The organism is Paraburkholderia sp. CNPSo 3281 (genome assembly GCF_024206515.1).
In the GTDB taxonomy this organism is placed as follows: Bacteria; Pseudomonadota; Gammaproteobacteria; order Burkholderiales; family Burkholderiaceae; genus Paraburkholderia; species Paraburkholderia nodosa.
In genome coordinates this window covers 24,803-43,810 of the sequence record NZ_JAMBPS010000024.1, presented here as the reverse complement: position 1 = coordinate 43,810, position 19,008 = coordinate 24,803, and the positions used below count along the sequence as shown (strand labels likewise).

The window sequence follows — 19,008 nt, the reverse complement described above, 5'->3', positions numbered from 1 at the left end:
ATGATACGCCGTTTCCCCCGGCGAGGCCGGAGGGTGCGTGAACCGCTTGCTGTGACGGCGTTGGGGGCCGCAGGCCGCGAAGCGCGTTTGCCGATTATTTCACAAGGTCTGCGCGGCGTCGGCTATCCCCTTTTGTACGGGGGCCGAGCTGTTCCTTTACGTTGCCTTTGTCACGGCTTGCGCGCCGTCCTTCGCAGGGTCGGACGCGCAAAACCGCTCGCGCAGCTTAAGGACGCTTGTGCAGGACCTGGTCGACGAGACCATATGCCTGGGCGTCGTCACCCGACATGAAATTGTCGCGATCCGTGTCGCGCGCAATGCGCTCGACCGGCTGACCCGTATGGTGCGCGAGCAACTGGTTCAGGCGCTCCTTCAGGTACAGGATTTCGCGAGCCTGGATTTCGATGTCCGAGGCCTGGCCGCGCGCGCCGCCGAGCGGCTGGTGAATCATCACGCGCGAGTTCGGCAGCGCGAAACGCTTGCCCTTGGCACCCGACGCCAGCAGGAACGCGCCCATGCTGGCCGCGAGGCCCATGCAAAGGGTCGAAACGTCCGGCTTGATGAACTGCATCGTGTCGTAAATCGCCATGCCGGCCGACACCGAGCCGCCCGGGCTGTTGATGTACAGGCTGATGTCCTTATCCGGGTTTTCGCTTTCGAGGAACAGCAGCTGGGCGACCACGAGGTTCGCCGTCTGGTCGTTCACTTCGCCGACCAGGAACACCACGCGCTCCTTGAGCAGGCGCGAGTAGATGTCGTAGGAACGTTCGCCGCGGCCGCTCGTTTCGACGACGATCGGCACGAGGCCGAGCGCCTGCGGGTCGAAGTCCCGCGACGAGGTCAACGTATCCAGCGATTGAGCGCGAATGGTCATGCGGTGCATCCTTGTCTGGAAAAGTTCTTCTATATACCCGTATGGCGACGGACCCCGGTTAAATCAACCACACGGACAGCATGGCTAAAACCTGCGGATGCAAAAACGGCGTGCTGGCCGTCGGTCGCTCCGACAGCCGGCACGCCGTAGCGGGCAGTTTTAAGCCTGCGCCGTCGCGCTTGCCAGTTCTTCGAAGCTAACTTGCTTGTCCGTCACCTTGGCCTTGCCGAGCACGAAGTCGACGACGTTCGATTCGACGACATAGGCTTCCATTTCGGCCAGACGCTGCTGGTTGGAATAATACCAGCGCACGACCTCCTTCGGGTCCTCATAGCTTTTCGCGAATTCGTCGACTTCAGCACGGATCTGCTCCGGCTTCGCCTCGAGGCTGTTGGCCTTCACGAGTTCGGCGAGCACGAGGCCGAGCTTCACGCGACGCTCGGCTTGTTCCTTGAACATTTCGGCCGGGATCGGCGCGTCCTTGGCGTTGGGCACGCCACGCTGCGCGAGGTCGGCGCGCGCCATTTCGACGAGGCGTTCCTGATCCTGCTCGACGAGCGCGTTCGGCACCTCGAGATCGGAAATCTTGAGGAGCGCGTCCATCACCTGGTTCTTGACGATGGACTGGGTGCGGCGCTTCGCTTCGCGTTCGAGATTGTCCTTGATTTCGGCGCGCATCTTCACGAGGTCGCCGTCGGCGATGCCGAGCGACTTGGCGAATTCAGCGTCGATTTCCGGCAGGTGCGGCCACTCGATCTGCTGCATCGTGATCGTGAACTTCGCCGTCTTGCCGGCGACGTCCTTGCCGTGATAGTCCTCGGGGAACGCGAGGTCGAATTCGCGCGACTCGCCCTTCTTCAGGCCGATCGCCGCCTTTTCGAATTCCGGCAGCATGCGGCCTTCGCCCAGCACGAACGCGAAGCCTTCCGCGGTGCCGCCCTGGAACGCGACGTCGTCGATCTTGCCGACGAAGTCGACCGTCACGCGGTCGCCTTCCTTTGCTGCGGTGTCGGCGCCGCCGTCACCGTGCTCGCCGGCTTCGCCGCGAGCGTGGAAGTGCACGCGCTGCTTGCGCAGGATGTCGAGCGTGCGGTCGATTTCCGCTTCGGTGATGGTCGTGGTCGTGCGCTCGATTTCGGCCGTCGCGACGTCGCCGAGCTTCACTTCCGGGTAGACCTCGAAGGTCGCGTCGAACGCGTAGTCGCCTTCAGCGGCTTCCGACTTCGGCGCGAAGCTCGGCTGGCCGGCAACGCGCAGGTTCTCGGCGCGGCTTATGTCGAAGAACTCCTTGCCGACCTTGTCGCTCAGGACTTCGGCTTCGACCTGGCCCGAATACTGCTGCGTGACCATCTTGAGCGGCACCTTGCCCGGGCGGAAACCCGGCATGCGCACGTTCTTCGCGAGTTTACGGATGCGCGAATCGATTTCTTTCTGCACGGCGTCCTTCGGCAGGGAAATCGTCACGCGGCGTTCCAGCTTGCCGAGGTTTTCAACAACGTTAGCCATGGCTTCAATCGTCCTAAAATTGTTCGAGCGAATCAGTAATCTGTGGTCTTTGCGTGCCGCGGTCCGCTTGGGGCCGCTTGGTTCCGATGCGGTCCAGCAACCCGCTTTGGAGCTGAACGCCGGCGCCTCACGCGCCGCTCAACAGCGCCGAAACGGGCGGCTTGCGGTGCGGTTCCGTCAAAAGAGCCAAGTATTTTAGCAAACTATTTCCCGGTCCCAGTGGAATTGCCGTTTGAGTGTGCTATGAGCCTGTTTTCGATCCGGTTTTGGCCTGCTTTTGAACCGCCACAAGCCCGAAACGCGCTCCGATGCGCGCTATCGCAGCGCCGTTATCCAGCACACGCGGCGAGGCTGTTAAGCTAACGCTCGCGCCGGACGCCCCGCCGGCCGCAGCCGCTCCCAACACAATCCTTCCAGCAGAGACACCATGCCGAATTCGTCGCCTGACGCTCCCGTTATCGTCATTGCTCCTGATTCTTTCAAAGGCTCGCTCAGCGCGGACGGGGTCGCTGCCGCGATCGCCGAGGGCATCCGCCGCGTGTGCGCCGACGCCGACATCCGCATCCGCCCCATGGCCGACGGCGGCGAAGGCACGCTCGACGCGATGCTGTCGATGGGCGGCGAGCGCCGCGTACTCACCGTGGAAGGCGCAGCGGGCCCGAAGCGCGACGCCGCAGTGGGCCTGCTGCACGACGGCAGCGCGATCGTCGAAACTGCCGAGATCGTGGGCATCACGGACCCGGTGGGCATGGGCGTGCCGGTGGACGCGCGCAGCACGCGCGGCATGGGCGAAGCGATCCGCGCGCTGCTCGACGAAGGCGTGCGGCGCTTTTACGTGGCGCTCGGCGGCAGCAGCACCAACGACGCCGGCGCGGGCCTGCTCGCGGGCCTCGGCCTGCAACTCTTCGACGCTGCGGACAAGCCCCTCGAGCCCACGCCGCAAGCGCTCGCGCAAGTGGCGCGGGTGGACGTTTCCGGGCTCGACGCGCGGCTTCGCGAGGCATCGTTCGTCGGCATGTCCGACGTGGACAATCCGCTTACGGGCGAGCATGGCGCAACCGCCGTGTTCGGCCCGCAAAAAGGCGTGACGCCGGAGCAGGTCGCGCCGATCGACGCGGCGCTCGGCCGGTTCGCCGATCTGCTCGAAGCGGCGCTGGGCCGTCGCGTGCGCGACGAAGCCGGTTCCGGCGCGGCCGGCGGCCTGGGTTTCGCGCTGCGCATGCTCGGCGCGAGCTTCGAGCCCGGCGCCGAAGTCGTTGCGCGCACCATCGGTCTGGACGAAGCGCTCGATCGCGCGGACTGGCTCATCACCGGCGAAGGCCGCTCCGACGTACAAACGCTGCATGGCAAGGCGCCGTTCATCGCCTGCCGCCACGCCGCGGCCCTAGGGGTGCCGGCCACGCTGCTCTCGGGCGCCGTGGACGCAGCCGCCCTGCCGCGGCTCGCGGAGCACTTCAGCGGCTGCTTTTCGCCCGCGCCGGGCCCCATCACGCTCGAAACCGCAATTCGCGACGCCGCACGCCTGCTCGTCAACGAAGCGGAGCAGCTCGCCCGCCTCAAATACGCTGCGCGTACATCCAACTAAGATCCGGGCAGACCGGCCGGGGCCCGCCGCCCCGGCCTCGTTGCCCTTCCCCGGGTCCCGGGTGGCCAGATCGCGGCCAGCTTCATGACCTCGGCACGCCACGCATTCCGCAGTAAGCGATTAATAGATTCGTGCGCCGCATCGGATGCGCTCGACAAGGGTTAGGATGCGTTGACCCGCGCGCGAGATGGGGCAACAATTATGGAATCGCGACACGTGTCGCGCCCTTCCCAAGCGACCAGACCAGGACTCCCATGAAGGCAAGCAAAGCCGGACTCGAACAATTCCTCACCTATCGGCTGCATGTCCTGAACAAACTCTCCGAACGTGGCGCGAGCGAACGCTACCAGGCGAAGCTCGGCATCACACTTCCGGAGGCTCGGCTCATTGCAGCTGTGGGGGCGTTCGGCCCGTTTTCCGTGATGGAGCTTGCGCGTCACGCGAATCTCGACAAGAGCCAGGCAAGCCGTGCAGCCGAGGCGTTGATGCGCCGCGGCCTCATGCAGCGCGACACGAGCGAGGAGGACGGACGCCTCGTGCTCGTTTCGCTCACAACCGACGGGCGCGCGCTGTATCGCAAGGTCATGCCCATCGCGCGCAAGTGGAATGTCGACCTCTTCGCGAGCCTAGACGACAAGGAACGCGACGCACTCGCGCGCGCGCTCGACAAGGTGATCGAAGCCATGCAGACCGAACTGTAAGGCAGTACGAACGAGCAGAGGCAATAAGCCAAACAGATGGCGGCCAGCGTCAAGCCGCCATCGCGAGTGCTTCGCGCAAGCCGTGCACAAACAAAAAGGCCACGTACCGGAAGGTACATGGCCTTTTTACTTTGGTGCGTGAGGCCGGACTCGAACCGGCACACCCTTGCGGGCGTCAGGACCTAAACCTGGTGCGTCTACCAATTTCGCCACTCACGCGAATTCTTTGCGCTTGTCTTGTTGCGCCCGGCAGGACCGCTGCGAACAACGCGTGCGATACAACCCTGTGCGACATGCCGACTGATCGAGTCCTCGTGAGACGCCAGACGCGGTGTTATCCACCTCGCCCGCAATCCAGCCTGCTTTCTGACTGCGCCCGCCGGCAGCGATGCTTCATTATGGGCCGGCTGCGCGCTTCCAGCTAAGAGTCAGAAAGCGCAAGCGCGAGATTCTAACCGATTGACTGGCGCTTGTCTGCATCCCGAAAACAGTGCGCGACGGGGCATGCCAGCGCATCGACCCGTGCATCGATCCGCGCGCCGGGCCGCCCTGCCGGGCCGGCCGAAAGCCGCGCCGATGCTAGAATCGCGGCTCTACCGTCGCGGCGCGCCCTGGACGCCGCGCTAGCCGCTTCGCCCCACATCTCCGAATGCCGTGAACTTCGACGACTACTGCCTGCAAAAGGCGGCTCCCCCTGGTTCGAGCACTTACTATGCGCTGCGTCAGGCCCGCGCTGCGCGCCAGCCGCTCCTGACCGCCCTCTTCGCGCTGCGCCGCGAACTCGAGGAAACCGCGAAAGAGACGAGCGATCCCACCGTCGGCCGCACGAAGCTCGCCTGGTGGCAAAAGGAACTGGCCGCGCTCGCCGCAGGCAAACCGGCGCATCCGGTCACCCAGGCGCTCGCCGAGCATCTCGGCGATGCGAGCGCCGTCTATCCAGATCTGCAAGCGCTGCTCGCCGGCTTCGAGATGGACTTCGAGCAGGCGCGTTATCTCGATCTGCCGAATCTGCGCCGCTATATGCAGGGTGTGGGCGGCACGTTCGCCTCGCTCATCGCGCAACTGAGTGCGCGCACCGACGAAGATCGCCAGGACGCCGCACGCTGGGCCGCCCCTCTCGGCAACGCACTGATGCTCGCGCAGTTCGTGCCGGAAATCGGCAACGACGCGCGCCATGGCCGCATCTACGTGCCCATCGACGAATTGCAGCGCTACAACGTCACCGCCGCCGATCTCATCAACCGGCGCTACAGCGCGGAGTTCACCGAGCTGATGCAGTTCCAGACCTCGCGCGCGCGCGCATCAGTCCAGGCCGCGCTCGACGCGATTCCCGCTTCGGCGCGGCGCGACCAGCGCACCTTGCGTGCGCTCGCGGCGCTCGAACTGGCGCTGCTCGACGAAGTCGAGCGCGAAGGCTACCAGGTGCTGCATCAGCAGATCGTGCTCACGCCGGTGCGCAAGCTGTGGATCGCCTGGCGCGCCGCGCGGCGTAGTTGAAGCTCGCGGCCGCGCTACGCGCGCAGCAACGGCAGCGGCTCGAAGCGCTGCTGCAGCACGGCCTGCGCGTCGAGGCCCCACCAGGGGCCTAGCACGGTCGCATAGATCTGCCTGAAATCGACGCCCACCGGCAGATTGCCGTTGCCGTCGAGCCGCGTGAGTTGCGGCGCCTGACCATAGAGCCCGCCCGCGACGAAATGCGCCGAAGCCGTACCGTGATCGGTGCCGCGGCTTTGATTCTCACGCACGCGCCGCCCGAATTCCGCATACGTCACGATGAGCGTGCGGTCCCAACGTCCGAGTTCCACGAGCGCCGAGCGCATCGCCGCCATGCCCGAGGCGAACTGCCGCAGCAAGTCGGCGTGGCGCTGCGGCTGGTTCTGGTGCGTGTCGAAGCCGTTCAGCGTCAGACGAATCACCGCGACACCGCGGCCCGCCACTGGCGCGCCTTGCGGCGTGTCGCTCGAGGCGAGCGCCTGCATGGCCGTTTTGATCGAGGTGCCGAATGCGCCGGCCGGAAATGCAGTCTTCAGCGCGTAGTTGCCCGGGCGCGGCCGCAGCGCATCGGCGGCGTGCACGATGTCGTTCTCAACATCGAGGATATGCGCGAGCGCGGGATTGTGTTCCTTGAGCGAGATCGGCGTGACGAGGCGCGAAGCGCGCGCGAACTGCACCGGATTCACGAGCGCGATGGCGCGCGCGCCGTTCGAGAGCGGCCCCATCTCGGCGCTGCCGAGCACGAGCGCATCGGCGGCGAATCCGGGCGGCACCGGCTCGCGTGCGAACGCGCGCGTGAGCCAGCCTTCGCGCAGATATTCGTTGGAGCGCGAAGCCGTGTCCCAGATCTCGATCGATCGAAAGTGCGACAGATTGGGCTGCGCGTAGCTCACCCCCTGCACGATCGCCAGCTCGCGCGCGCGCCACATCGGCATGAGCGGCGCGAGCGCCGGATGGAGCGCCGTGCGCTCGTCCAGTTGGATCGCCTGCGCGCGCGGCACGCCGATCGTTTGCCGGTAGCTGTAATAGAGCGGATCGGCAAAAGGCACGACGGTGTTGAGGCCGTCGTTGCCGCCCTTCAGCTCGACGAGAATCAGCAGGTTCTCGTAGCCGCTCGCCGTGCCCGGGTGCATGGGCACCGCGCCTTGCGCGCGCGCAGCGCGAGGCAGCCATAGCGCGGAACCAGCCGTCGCGGCGACCGCCGTCGCACCGGCTGCAAGAAAGTCGCGTCGCTTCATGGCTTGCCTCGCTCGTCAGTGCGGCGGCGCACACTGCCGCCGGGGATTCGGCTATTCATATCCATGCTTCACTTCAACTGATACACCGGATCCATCAGCAGTGCCTGGAGATATGAACTCGAGCTACTGCCAACTGCAATCGCATCGACAGGCGCAAGCGGCAGGACTGCGTGCTGCATCTGCAACTGCGCGGAAAGGCCGGGCGTGGCTTCGGCGGTGAGACCGAAGCGCGAGAGCCAGCCGTCCAGATCGAAGCGCATGCCGCCTTGCAAGGCGGCATGCCGCATCGCGTTTTGCGGCACGCTTGCCGTGATCTTCGTCGCTGCGGCCGAAGCATGCGGTCGCCCTGCTTCCGTCGCACGAAACAGCTGCTCGACGAACTGCTTGCGCGCGAGCAGCGTCGAGCTATTGATCCACGATGCCCCGCCCGGCCACCCCTTCACGTTCGGCGGATAGAACAGGTTCTCGCCCAACGCGGCCGAGCGGCGCGCGAACGGCAGCGTATCGCCATAGGCCACATCGAAGCGCCGCATCGTGCCGACGATGAACTCCACCGGCGAACTCACGAGCACGCCCCGATTGCTTTCATCCCAGAACGCGGGAGTGGTTAAGAGCGCGCGAAGCGCAGCGCCGACTTCATAGCCACTAGAGTGAAACCGATCGGCGACGCTTGCGAGCTGCTCTTCGTCAGGCGTCGCGGAGATGAACTCGCGCCAAAGCCTCGCCGACACATACCGGGCAGTTTGCGGCTGCGCGAGCAGGATGTCGAGCACCTGGTCGCCGTCGAATGCACCGCTGCGTCCCAGCACGGTCTTTTCGCCGTCGTCGTGCAAGTCGGCGCGCCAGACGAACGCCTCGGTGTCGGGATCGAGACTCCAACCCGTATAGGCGCGCGCCGCTTCGGCAACGTCACGCTGCGAGTACTGCCCTTCGCCCAGCGTGAACAGTTCCATCACTTCACGCGCGAAATTTTCGTTGGGCCGGCCCTTGCGATTGCTCGCGCCGTCGAGGTAAAGCAGCATAGCGGGGTCCTTGGCGACCGCGTGCAGCATGTCCGCGAAACTGCCCAGCGCATCGCGCCGCAACAGCGCGTTTTGCGCGGCCATCAACTGCGGCTCGCCGACTTTGTCCTGACCCGAGGTGAAGTGGTTGTGCCAGAAGAGCGTCATGCGCTCAGTCAGCGCCGAAGGCGTGACGAGCATCTCGCGCAGCCACCATGCGCGCAATTCGTCGTAGCGCGCGCCGCGCTGGCGCTGCGCTTGCTGGCGTTCTTCGGGGGTCCACGCGCTGCGCTGTGCCCGGCTCGGCGGCACTTCGGCGCTCCATGCGGGCAGCGGCGTGAGCGCCTCGCGGCGCGCGCTGCCGACGAGCCGCGCGACAGCCTGCTCTCGCGTGAGCCCCACATAGGGTTCGACTTCGCTCTCGCGCGGCGCGAAGCCCGTGCGCACCAGAAGATGGCGGACATCGTCGGCGTCGAGCAGCGCATCCGCGCCGTCGTCGGGCGCCGCTGCGTGGGCGGCGGACTGCGCGTTTGGCCTCGACCGTCTGGAGTCGCTCATGGTGAATGGGCGCACGACGAATCCGCCGGCGCAGTCAATGAATGTACCGGCTTAACGGCTGTGGCGACACGGATGTTGACTGTGCAATTGCTACGGTATTTTTCAGCGCGTTTCGGCAGCGCGAGTGCACCAATGCACGCGTCGATACCGATAAAATCATGAAAGCCGCGAGAAAGGCGTGCGCGAGGTGCCAGGAGAAAATCGCGTAAACGTTATCGCAGCAGAGCGGCATTTACGCGCGCCGCAGTATCAGCGCTTGTACAGTTCGCGCACGGCGTCTTCGATGTGCTGGCGCAAGAGGCGCCGTTCGTCGGGCGTCATATGGCCGTCGCGGCGACGCTGATCGAGATCGGGGGGAACTGCGGGACGCTGGTTGATGTCCGATGCGGGGCGCGGGATCGTGTCGCTGCGTACGCGCCGCATCGACGGTTTGCTGCCCGGCGAGCGAGCGGAGGACAGCGAGTTCTCGTAGCGGTCTGCGGAGGGCTGGGCCCGGGCCGGCACCGACTCCAGTGCGGCCGCCACGCCACCGGCTAGCGCCAGTGCAAGCATGGTATGGCGCATTGTCGGCCTGACCCCTCCCATCGTTTTGTTCCCTTCTTGACGCGGCAAACGGCTACCTCGAATACATGTGCGAACCCGGCTCGGCGCGGGCATGAATTTTAAAGTCGAATGAAGTATCTACCGAACTGCCGCTTTACGTAAAGAAGTCTATCTGTCGGTGCTTGCGGTCGTGGCACAGCACGGGTAAATTTTGTAACTGACTGTAACCTGATAATTGGTGCAAACTCGCATCAGTATCCAATCGCGCTAAGATGCCAGGCATGGAAACCAAAAACCCGTCCAAAATTCTCGTTGTCGATGACGATCCCCGACTGCGGGACCTCCTGCGGCGCTACCTCGGCGAGCAGGGCTTCAATGTCTATGTGGCCGAAAACGCCCCCGCCATGAACAAGCTGTGGGTGCGCGAGCGTTTCGACCTGCTGGTGCTCGACCTCATGCTGCCAGGCGAAGACGGCCTGTCGATCTGCCGACGTCTGCGCGGCAGCAACGACCGCACGCCCATCATCATGCTCACTGCCAAGGGCGAGGACGTGGACCGCATCGTCGGCCTCGAAATGGGTGCCGACGACTATTTGCCCAAGCCCTTCAACCCGCGCGAACTCGTCGCACGCATTCACGCGGTGCTGCGCCGTCAGGCGCCGTCCGAACTGCCGGGCGCGCCCTCGGAAACCACCGAAGTGTTCGAGTTCGGCGAATTCGCGTTGAATCTCGCCACGCGTACGCTCACCAAGGCCGGCCAGGAAATCCCGCTCACCACGGGCGAATTCTCGGTGCTCAAGGTGTTCGCGCGTCATCCGCGCCAACCGCTCTCCCGCGAAAAGCTCATGGAGCTGGCGCGCGGCCGTGAATACGAAGTGTTCGACCGCAGCCTCGACGTGCAGATCTCGCGCCTGCGCAAGCTCATCGAACCCGATCCGGGCAGCCCGCGTTTCATTCAAACGGTTTGGGGCCTCGGCTACGTGTTCATTCCCGACGGCGCCGCGTGATCCTGGATGGAGTCTCGTTGTCTGCACTGCCTCTGTTGAAACGGGAAGGGTCCATGCGGATTGACCGGCGTTTGCTCACGCTCGCGTTCGGCGATCTGTTCTGGCGCACCTTCCTGCTGATCGCCCTTCTCATCGCAGTGAGTCTTGCCGCGTGGTTCCAGAGCTTTCGCGTGATCGAGCGGGAGCCGCGCGCGCAGCGCGTGGCGCTCCAGCTCGTCGCGATCGTGAAGCTCACGCGCACGGCGCTCCTCTACTCCGATCCCGATCTGCGCCGCGCGTTGCTGCAGGATCTCGAGAGCAACGAGGGCGTGCGCGTGTACCCGCGCGAAACCACCGACAAATACAAGCTTCAGCCCGACGAATCGCTCAATCGCCTGATCGAGCACGACATCCGCGGGCGTCTTGGCGACGACACCGTGATCGCGCAGTCCGTGAACGACATTCCGGGCGTGTGGATCAGCTTCAAGATCGACGAAGACGACTACTGGGTCGCGCTCGACCGCGACCAGCTCGACAACGTCACAGGCCTGCAGTGGGTCGGATGGGGTGTCTCTGCGCTTGCGCTATCGCTCTTCGGGGCGGCCTTCATCACGAGTCTCGTGAACCGGCCATTCGCGCGTCTCGCCATGTCGGCGCGCATGCTGGGCTCGGGCCAGCCGCCCGCGCCGTTGCCTGAGAGCGGCATGGGCGTCGCGGCCGAAACGAATCGCTCGTTCAACCAGATGGTGCGCGACCTCGAGCAGCTGGAGGCCGACCGCGCGCTGATGCTCGCGGGCATCTCGCACGATCTGCGCACGCCGCTCGCGCGCCTGCGGCTCGAGACGGAGATGAGTCCGTCCGACCAGGCCACCAAGGACGCGATGATCGACGACATCGAGCAGATGGACATGATCATCGGCCGCTTCCTCGATTACGCACGGCCCGCCCAGCGCATGCCCGAGCGCGTCGACCTCTCAGTCATCGCCGGCGAGATGGCCGGGCGCATGGCGAGCGAAGATGGCGTGCGTCTCATCACGCGGCTCGCGCCTTCGGCCATGATCGAAGCCGACGACACCGACATGCGCCGCGTCGTGGGCAACCTGATCGAGAACGCCCGCAAGTACGGCGCGAGCGAAACCGACGGCATTCCGCACATCATGCTCGAAACGCGCGTCTCTCATTCGCGCGTCGAACTTTCCGTGGTCGACGAAGGCCCGGGCATTCCCGAGGATCAGCTCCCGCTCGTCACGCGGCCGTTCTACCGCGTCGATACGGCTCGTACGCAGGCGAACGGCACGGGACTCGGCATGGCCATCGTGCAGCGCCTCGTGGGTCGCTATCGCGGCGCGCTGCGTCTGCGCAACCGGCTGCCAGGCCCGGGGCTCGAAGTGACGATCGAGTTCCCGCTCGCCAAGGGCACCTGAGCCTCTTTCGCTCCTGAGCGAGACCCGGCGGCGGCGCACCGTCGCACCACGCGCCGCCCGCACCTGCGACAATCGTTTTCATGGGCACGCCGCCGCATGTGGCCGAGTCTGGCACCGCGCGCGCGGCGGCAAAGCGGGCCGCCCGGCCCGTCTCTCGTATGAGGACCTCCGCCATGAAAACCGTCGGCGACAAACTCGAAGCTTTTACCGTCACGGCCGCGAAGCCCGGCTTCAACCATCCCGAAGAAAACGGCGAATCGGCGTTCACCGAGATCACCGAGCAGACCTTCGCCAACAAGTGGAAGGTCATCTATTTCTACCCCAAGGATTTCACGCTCGTTTGCCCCACCGAGATCGTCGCGTTCGCCGGGCTCATCAAGGAATTCGATGACCGCGAAACGGTCGTGATGGGCGGCAGTTGCGACAACGAATATGTGAAGCTCGCGTGGCGACGCGAGGACAAGACACTCGATCGCCTCAATCACTATTCGTTCGGCGACGTGAAGGGCGAACTCATCGATCAGCTCGGCATACGCGACAAGGAAGCGGGCGTGGCGCTGCGCGCGACGTTCATCGTCGATCCCGACAACACGATCCAGCATGTCACGGTGAACAACCTCAACGTCGGGCGCAGCGCCGAAGAAGTGCTGCGCGTGCTCGATGGGTTGCAGACCGGCGAGCTGTGTCCGGACGGCCGCGAAGTCGGCGGCGGAACGCTCTAGGCTACGCGCCGCCGCGCATCACGTCTGGCTCGCTGCCGCGCGGGTGGGCAGGCGGTTGCGTATCGCCGTTTCGAGCGGCCGCTTCCACTCGAGCACGCGCTTTTCGAGCACCTGCCACGACAGATGCGCGAGCAGCACGGCCAGTGCGAACTGCAGCACGAGCGCGAGGACCGGCTGCGCCACCTCGGGCACGTGAAACCGCGCATAGAGCCCCGGCGCCACGCCAAGACGCGCCGGCACGAGGTTGTGAAACAGATAGAAGCCGTAACTGATCGTGCCGAGCCAGGCCAGCGGCCGCAGTTCCAGCGCCGCGACCAGTACGCTGTCCTGACGACGCACGAGCCACAGGAACAACGCGCCGAGCGAGAGCGCGAGCCCGATGTCGAAGCAGCCCGGCAGCATCGTCGCGCTCGTCACGCCTTCGGCGCAGTCAGCACAATCGGCGCGCGCCAGCGCGAAGCCGGCGATCGCCGCACACGCGCCGACGAACCACAGCGCGCTCAACGCGCCCGGGCGCAACGGCACGCGCGCGCCGCCAATCGCCAGTGCGCCGCCGAGCGCCAGCATGGCGAAATTCCATGGCGAGAATGCGTAGATGAGTGGCGCGATCGCCCCTTCCTCGTACAGCGCGAGATGCGCGCACGCGGCCGCCGCGATGACCACGGCGCAGAGCGCGAGATGGCGCGACGCACGCACGAACAGCAGCGCGAATGGCGCGACGAGATAGAACTGCTGCTCGACCGCGAGGCTCCAGAAATGCGACACGGTGCCAGGCCAACCGTCGTGCACCACGCCGATCCAGTAATTGGAGAGGAATACGAAATGCCAGGCGAGCCCGAGATCGACATCGCGCTGATAAAAGCTCGCATGCGCGATGGTGAGCGCCACGAGCAGCAGGTAATACACGGGAAAAATGCGCAGCGTGCGCTTCATGAAAAAGACGTACAGCAGCGCGGCCGTACGTGCGTCGTGTTGCTCGATTCGGACCCGATTGCGATGCAGCTCACCGATGATCAGATAGCCGCTGATCAGAAAGAACAGCCAGACGCCGATCTTGCCCACATCGATCACGTCGACATGGGCCTTGTGCGAGAGGAACACGAGCACGACTGCCAGCGCCCGCAGGCCATCGAGGCCTTTCACGCGTCTTTCAATTCCCGCCATCGTCCTCCCCACTTCCGGTTACCGGTTCAGTATGGGACGAAAAAAACGGAAAATTAATCGGCAAGAAAAGCAACGGCGATGATTGCAGCTGCAATCATCGCCGTCAGGTGCGGAGCAGGCACGCGCCCTGCTCCCGCCGTTCAACCCTTCAAAATGTCGGTTGAATAACCGCTCACGCGCGCAGCAGCAGTACCGCCGCCTGCGCTTCGATCCCTTCGCTGCGGCCGAGATAGCCGAGTTTCTCATTCGTCTTCGCCTTCACGTTGACGCGCTCGACCGGCAGGTTCAGGTCTTCGGCGATTGTCTGGCGCATCGATTCGATGTGCGGCGCGAGCTTGGGCGCCTGCGCGATCACCGTGGTATCGACGTTCATCAGCGTAAAGCCCGCCTCCTGCACGCGGCGCAGGCATTCGCGCAGCAGCACGCGGCTGTTCGCGCCATAGAATTGCTTGTCGGTGTCGGGGAAATGGCGACCGATGTCGCCGAGCGCGGCAGCGCCGAACAGCGCGTCGGTGATGGCGTGCAGCAGCACGTCGGCGTCCGAGTGGCCGAGCAGGCCGCGATCGTAGGGGATCGTCACGCCGCCGAGCACGAGCGGGCGGCCGGGCACCAGCGCGTGCACGTCGTAGCCTTGTCCGATTCTGATGTCCATGTCTGGGATTCCGGGTAAAGGGATTGCGGCGCGCTTACTCTGCGGGCCGGCTGAGGATCGCTTCGGCGAGCGCGAAATCTTCGGGGTACGTCACCTTGAAGTTACGCAGACTGCCCTGCACGAGTCGCGGCGCGTGGCCGAGCCATTCGATCGCGCTCGCCTCGTCGGTGAGATCGTGGCCGTCTTGCTGCGCGCGCTCGATGCCCGTGCGCAGCATGCCGATGCGGAACATCTGCGGGGTCTGGGCCTGCCAGAGGCCGTCGCGCGACTCGGTGCGCGCGATATGCGCGCCGGGCGCCGCGGGATCCTTCGACGCGACGCGCTTGAGCGTGTCGGCCACCGGCAGCGCCATGATGCCCCCCACGGGGTCGTCCTTGAGCGACTCGACGAGCGCGCGGATCAGCGCGGGCGTGATGCCGGGGCGCGCGGCGTCGTGGACGAGTACCCAGTCGTCGTCGGTTGCGCCGAATTCGGCGAGTGCGGCGAGGCCGTTGTAGACCGACGCCTGGCGCGAGGCGCCCCCGCAGCGGCGCACGGCAAAGCGCAAGCCGCCGAAGCGCCGGGCGTCGAAGTGGTTATCGTCGGGAGAAATCACCACGAGCGTCTGCGAGAATTCGTTGCAGGCGTCAAAAGCGGCAAGCGTATAGTGCAGGAGGTCGCGTCCGGCAACGATTCGATATTGTTTCGGCATGGCCGAGCCCGAACGGCTGCCGGTGCCGGCGCACGGAATCAGGGCAAAGAGGCGTGAAGTCACGGTGTCGCGAGCCGCATGAGTCAAAGTAAAGGACGGATTTTATAATAGGTCCCTCACCCGCACGCCGGACGCCCGCAAAACGGCCATAAAATGCCCGCGCAACGTAAGGAAAAACGCGCCGGATTCACTTGAAGACCGCAAACCGGCCCCCATATTCCGGCGTTGCACGTGCCCGAACTGAACTGGCCACCATACCGACACAAGCGCCGACACAAGCGTCGGCCACCCTGTTGCCCATGTCCGATATCGCCGCTTCCTCGCAATCTCCGTCCCCCGTTGCCGTCGTCAAGCCGGGCCAGCGCTACGCGTTCGATGGCACGCACGGCTCGTCCGACGCGCTCCTGATCGCCCGCTACCGCGAGGCCGCGCGCACCGGCGCCGCCCCGCTACTGGCCGTGATCTGCGCGAGCGCCGTGGACGCGCAGCGGCTCGCCCAGGAGATTCCGTTCTTCGCGCCCGAGGCGCGCGTGCGCCTGCTGCCCGACTGGGAAACGCTGCCGTACGACACGTTCTCGCCGCACCAGGATCTCGTTTCCGAGCGCCTCGCGACGCTGCACGATCTCGGCGAAGGCCGCTGCGACATTCTCATCGTGCCGGCCACCACGGCGCTCTACCGGATGCCGCCCGCCTCGTTCCTCGCGGCCTATACGTTCTCGTTCTCGCAGGGCGAGCGCCTCGACGAAGCGAAGCTCAAGTCGCAGCTCACGCTCGCGGGCTACGAACACGTGAGCCAGGTGGTGCGCCCGGGCGAATACTGCGTGCGCGGCTCGCTCATCGACCTGTTTCCGATGGGCTCGCCGCTGCCCTACCGCATCGACCTGTTCGACGACCAGGTCGACTCGATCCGCGCGTTCGATCCGGACAGCCAGCGCAGCCTCTATCCCGTGAAGGACGTGCGCCTGCTGCCCGGCCGCGAGTTCCCGTTTGACGAAGCCGCGCGCACGGCGTTTCGCAGCCGCTGGCGCGAAGTGTTCGAGGGCGACCCGAGCCGCGCGACGATCTACAAGGACATGGGCAACGGCGTGCCTTCGGCGGGCATCGAATACTACCTGCCGCTCTTTTTCGAAGAGACGGCTACGCTCTTCCACTATCTGCCGCAAAACGCCCAGCTGGTGTTCTCGGGCGACCTCGACACGTCGATCCGCCGCTTCACGAACGACACGAAGCAGCGCCACAACTTCCTCTCGCACGACCGCGAGCGGCCGATCCTCGAGCCGCAGCGCCTTTTCCTGACCGACGAGGACTTCTTCGCCTTCGCGAAGCCCTTCGCGCGCCTCGTGCTGCCCGCCACGAGCGCGGGCGGCTGGGCCACGGCGCTGCCGAACCTCGCGATCGACCGCCACGCCGACGACCCGCTCGCCTCGCTGCGCACGTACCTCGACACGACGAAGAACCGCGTGCTGTTCGCGGTGGAATCGGCGGGCCGGCGCGAAACCATCGCGCAGCTGCTCGCCGACAACCACCTGCGCCCCGCGGGCGCGGACAGCTTCGAGGACTGGCTCACCGGCGACGAGCGTTTCGCGATGGGTGTCGCACCGCTCTCCACGGGCTTCGCGCTGCCGGGCGAGGAACTCGCGGTCATCACCGAGACCGAGCTTTACGGCCCGCTCGCGCGCCGCGCCGGGCGCCGCCGCCAGGAACAGGCGAGCAACGTCGATTCGATGGTGCGCGACCTCTCCGAGCTGAAAGTGGGCGATCCGGTGGTCCATGCGCAGCACGGCATCGGCCGCTATCACGGCCTGGTGACGATGGACCTCGGCGAAGGCGACACCGAGTTCCTGCACCTCGAATACGCGAACGGCAGCAAGCTCTACGTGCCGGTGTCGCAACTGCATGTGATTTCGCGCTACAGCGGCGCCGATCCCGATAGCGCACCGCTGCACGCGCTCGGCTCGGGCCAGTGGGAAAAGGCGCGCCGCAAGGCCGCGCAGCAGATCCGCGACACGGCCGCCGAGCTTCTGAATCTCTACGCGCGCCGCGCCGCGCGCGAGGGCCACGCGTTCGCGCTCGAACCGCGCGACTACGTGAAGTTCGCGGAAAGTTTCGGCTTCGAGGAAACGCCCGATCAGGCCGCCGCGATCGCCGCCGTGATCGGCGACATGACGAGCGGCAAGCCGATGGACCGCCTCGTGTGCGGCGACGTCGGCTTCGGCAAGACCGAAGTGGCGTTGCGCGCGGCGTTCATCGCCGTGATGGGCGGCAAGCAGGTGGCGATTCTCTCGCCCACCACGCTGCTCGCCGAGCAGCACACGCAGACCTTCACGGACCGCTTCGCCGACTGGCCCGTGCGTATCGCCGAGCTGTCGCGCTTCAAGACCGCGAAGGAAGTGAGCGCCGCGATCCAGCAGATCAACGACGGCAGCGTCGATATCGTGATCGGCACGCACAAGCTGCTTTCGTCCGATGTTCAGTTCAAGCGCCTCGGGCTCGTGATCATCGACGAGGAGCACCGTTTCGGCGTGCGCCAGAAGGAGGCGCTCAAGGCGTTGCGCGCGGAAGTCGACGTGCTCACGCTCACCGCCACGCCGATTCCGCGTACGCTCGGCATGGCGCTCGAAGGCCTGCGCGACTTCTCCGTGATCGCGACCGCGCCGCAAAAGCGCCTCGCCATCAAGACGTTCGTGCGCCGCGAGGAAGACAGCGTGATTCGCGAGGCCATGCTGCGCGAACTCAAGCGCGGCGGCCAGGTGTACTTCCTGCACAACGAGGTCGAGACCATCGAGAACCGCCGCGCGATGCTCGAAGCGCTCGTGCCGGAAGCACGTATCGCCGTGGCGCACGGCCAGATGCACGAGCGCGAACTCGAAACCGTGATGCGCGATTTCGTGGCGCAACGCGCGAACGTGCTGCTCTGTACGACGATCATCGAGACCGGCATCGACGTGCCGACGGCGAACACGATCCTCATCCACCGTTCCGACAAGTTCGGTCTCGCACAGCTGCACCAGTTGCGCGGCCGCGTCGGGCGCTCGCACCACCAGGCGTACGCGTATTTGCTCGTGCACGATCCGCAAGGGCTCACGAAGCAGGCGCAACGGCGGCTCGAAGCCATTCAGCAGATGGAGGAACTCGGCTCGGGCTTCTATCTGGCGATGCACGACCTGGAAATTCGCGGCACGGGCGAGGTGCTCGGCGACAAGCAGTCGGGCGAGATCCAGGAGATCGGTTTCCAGCTGTATACGGACATGCTCAACGACGCCGTGAAGGCGCTCAAGGACGGCCGCGAGCCCGATCTCAACGCGCCGCTCGCGGCGACCACCGAGATCAACCTGCACGCGCCCGCCATCCTGCCCGCCGACTATTGCGGCGACGTGCAGGAGCGCCTGTCGCTCTACAAGCGGCTCGCGAACTGCGAGCACGACGATTCGATCGACGGCATCCAGGAAGAGCTGATCGACCGCTTCGGCAAGATGCCGGCGCAGGCGCATGCGCTGATCGAAACGCACCGCCTGCGTCTGGCGGCCAAGCCGCTCGGCATCACGAAGATCGATGCGGGCGAAGCGGTCATTGGCCTGCAGTTCGTGCCGAATCCGCCCGTGGACGCCATGCGCATCATCGAGATGGTGCAGAAGCACAAGCACATCAAGCTCGCCGGGCAGGACAAGTTGCGCATCGAAACGCGCAGCCCCGATCTCGCGGTGCGCGTGGCGACCGTGAAGGAGACGTTGCGCGCGCTCGGCGCGCCCAATCGCGCTGGCGCATCGCGCTGAATGCCTTTTCAGCATCATCGGACGCCCGCGCGGATTGCCTTTTGCGCGGGCGTTTTCACGTCTTGCTGCAGTGCGCCATGCCCAGCGCGGTCGCCT

General features: G+C 65.6%; 15 protein-coding genes and 1 tRNA gene. 7 read left to right on the top strand and 9 right to left on the bottom strand.

Annotated elements, in window-relative coordinates; genetic code table 11:
• Positions 1-226: 226 nt before the first annotated feature.
• Entirely contained in the window at positions 227-874 is a 648-nt protein-coding gene (clpP, locus tag M3I56_RS22440) for an ATP-dependent Clp endopeptidase proteolytic subunit ClpP (RefSeq protein WP_254355867.1), read from the bottom strand.
• 159 nt (positions 875-1,033) lie between these two features.
• Entirely contained in the window at positions 1,034-2,380 is a 1,347-nt protein-coding gene (tig, locus tag M3I56_RS22435; RefSeq protein WP_254355866.1) for a trigger factor, read from the bottom strand.
• Positions 2,381-2,807: 427 nt separating this feature from the next.
• Here tig and M3I56_RS22430 point away from each other — a divergent pair, with 427 nt between their 5' ends.
• Together M3I56_RS22430 and M3I56_RS22425 are read left to right on the top strand one after the other, a co-directional pair.
• Positions 2,808-3,965: a glycerate kinase gene (locus tag M3I56_RS22430; RefSeq protein WP_254355865.1), complete on the top strand. Its 1,158-nt coding sequence runs from the start codon at positions 2,808-2,810 to the stop codon at positions 3,963-3,965.
• Positions 3,966-4,219: 254 nt separating this feature from the next.
• Positions 4,220-4,666 (top strand): MarR family winged helix-turn-helix transcriptional regulator, encoded by a 447-nt coding sequence (locus M3I56_RS22425; RefSeq protein WP_028206975.1) that lies wholly within the window; start codon positions 4,220-4,222, stop codon positions 4,664-4,666.
• Positions 4,667-4,798: 132 nt separating this feature from the next.
• Here the strand turns inward: M3I56_RS22425 and M3I56_RS22420 are convergent.
• Positions 4,799-4,885 (bottom strand) — tRNA-Leu (locus M3I56_RS22420).
• Between the two features lie 435 nt (positions 4,886-5,320).
• Here M3I56_RS22420 and M3I56_RS22415 point away from each other — a divergent pair.
• Positions 5,321-6,163: a squalene/phytoene synthase family protein gene (locus M3I56_RS22415; protein WP_254355864.1), complete on the top strand. Its 843-nt coding sequence runs from the start codon at positions 5,321-5,323 to the stop codon at positions 6,161-6,163.
• Positions 6,164-6,177: 14 nt separating this feature from the next.
• Here the strand turns inward: M3I56_RS22415 and M3I56_RS22410 are convergent, their stop codons facing one another.
• The 3 genes from M3I56_RS22410 to M3I56_RS22400 form a co-directional block, all read right to left on the bottom strand.
• A complete protein-coding gene (locus tag M3I56_RS22410) occupies positions 6,178-7,398 on the bottom strand; it encodes a DUF1501 domain-containing protein (protein WP_254355863.1) in 1,221 nt (406 codons plus the stop codon).
• Positions 7,399-7,466: 68 nt separating this feature from the next.
• Positions 7,467-8,957, bottom strand: a complete 1,491-nt coding sequence (locus M3I56_RS22405) for a DUF1800 family protein (RefSeq protein ID WP_254355918.1) — start codon at positions 8,955-8,957, stop codon at positions 7,467-7,469.
• Between the two features lie 249 nt (positions 8,958-9,206).
• Positions 9,207-9,521 carry a hypothetical protein gene (locus M3I56_RS22400; protein WP_254355862.1) on the bottom strand — a complete coding sequence of 105 codons (315 nt, stop codon included), beginning with the start codon at positions 9,519-9,521 and terminating at the stop codon, positions 9,207-9,209.
• A 251-nt stretch (positions 9,522-9,772) separates the two neighbouring features.
• Between M3I56_RS22400 and ompR the strand changes: the two genes are divergently transcribed.
• The 3 genes from ompR (at position 9,773) to M3I56_RS22385 (ending at position 12,632) form a co-directional block, all read left to right on the top strand.
• Positions 9,773-10,507, top strand: coding sequence for a two-component system response regulator OmpR (gene ompR / locus M3I56_RS22395; RefSeq protein ID WP_027814652.1), 735 nt, complete (start codon positions 9,773-9,775; stop codon positions 10,505-10,507).
• A gap of 53 nt (positions 10,508-10,560) precedes the next feature.
• Positions 10,561-11,910: an ATP-binding protein gene (locus tag M3I56_RS22390; RefSeq protein WP_254355861.1), complete on the top strand. Its 1,350-nt coding sequence runs from the start codon at positions 10,561-10,563 to the stop codon at positions 11,908-11,910.
• 173 nt (positions 11,911-12,083) lie between these two features.
• Positions 12,084-12,632, top strand: coding sequence for a peroxiredoxin (locus tag M3I56_RS22385; RefSeq protein WP_028206969.1), 549 nt, complete (start codon positions 12,084-12,086; stop codon positions 12,630-12,632).
• 18 nt (positions 12,633-12,650) lie between these two features.
• Here the strand turns inward: M3I56_RS22385 and M3I56_RS22380 are convergent, their stop codons facing one another.
• The 3 genes from M3I56_RS22380 to ispD form a co-directional block, all read right to left on the bottom strand.
• The gene (locus M3I56_RS22380) at positions 12,651-13,796 is read right to left on the bottom strand and encodes an acyltransferase (protein WP_302056952.1); all 1,146 of its coding nucleotides are present in this window, start codon (positions 13,794-13,796) and stop codon (positions 12,651-12,653) included.
• Between the two features lie 172 nt (positions 13,797-13,968).
• Positions 13,969-14,448 (bottom strand): 2-C-methyl-D-erythritol 2,4-cyclodiphosphate synthase, encoded by a 480-nt coding sequence (gene ispF, locus M3I56_RS22375; RefSeq protein WP_028206967.1) that lies wholly within the window; start codon positions 14,446-14,448, stop codon positions 13,969-13,971.
• 34 nt (positions 14,449-14,482) lie between these two features.
• Positions 14,483-15,202: a 2-C-methyl-D-erythritol 4-phosphate cytidylyltransferase gene (gene ispD, locus M3I56_RS22370; protein WP_254355859.1), complete on the bottom strand. Its 720-nt coding sequence runs from the start codon at positions 15,200-15,202 to the stop codon at positions 14,483-14,485.
• A gap of 236 nt (positions 15,203-15,438) precedes the next feature.
• On the opposite strand from ispD, the gene mfd reads away from it, so the two are divergent.
• The gene (mfd, locus tag M3I56_RS22365; protein ID WP_254355858.1) at positions 15,439-18,912 is read left to right on the top strand and encodes a transcription-repair coupling factor; all 3,474 of its coding nucleotides are present in this window, start codon (positions 15,439-15,441) and stop codon (positions 18,910-18,912) included.
• The last annotated feature ends 96 nt before the right edge of the window (positions 18,913-19,008 follow it).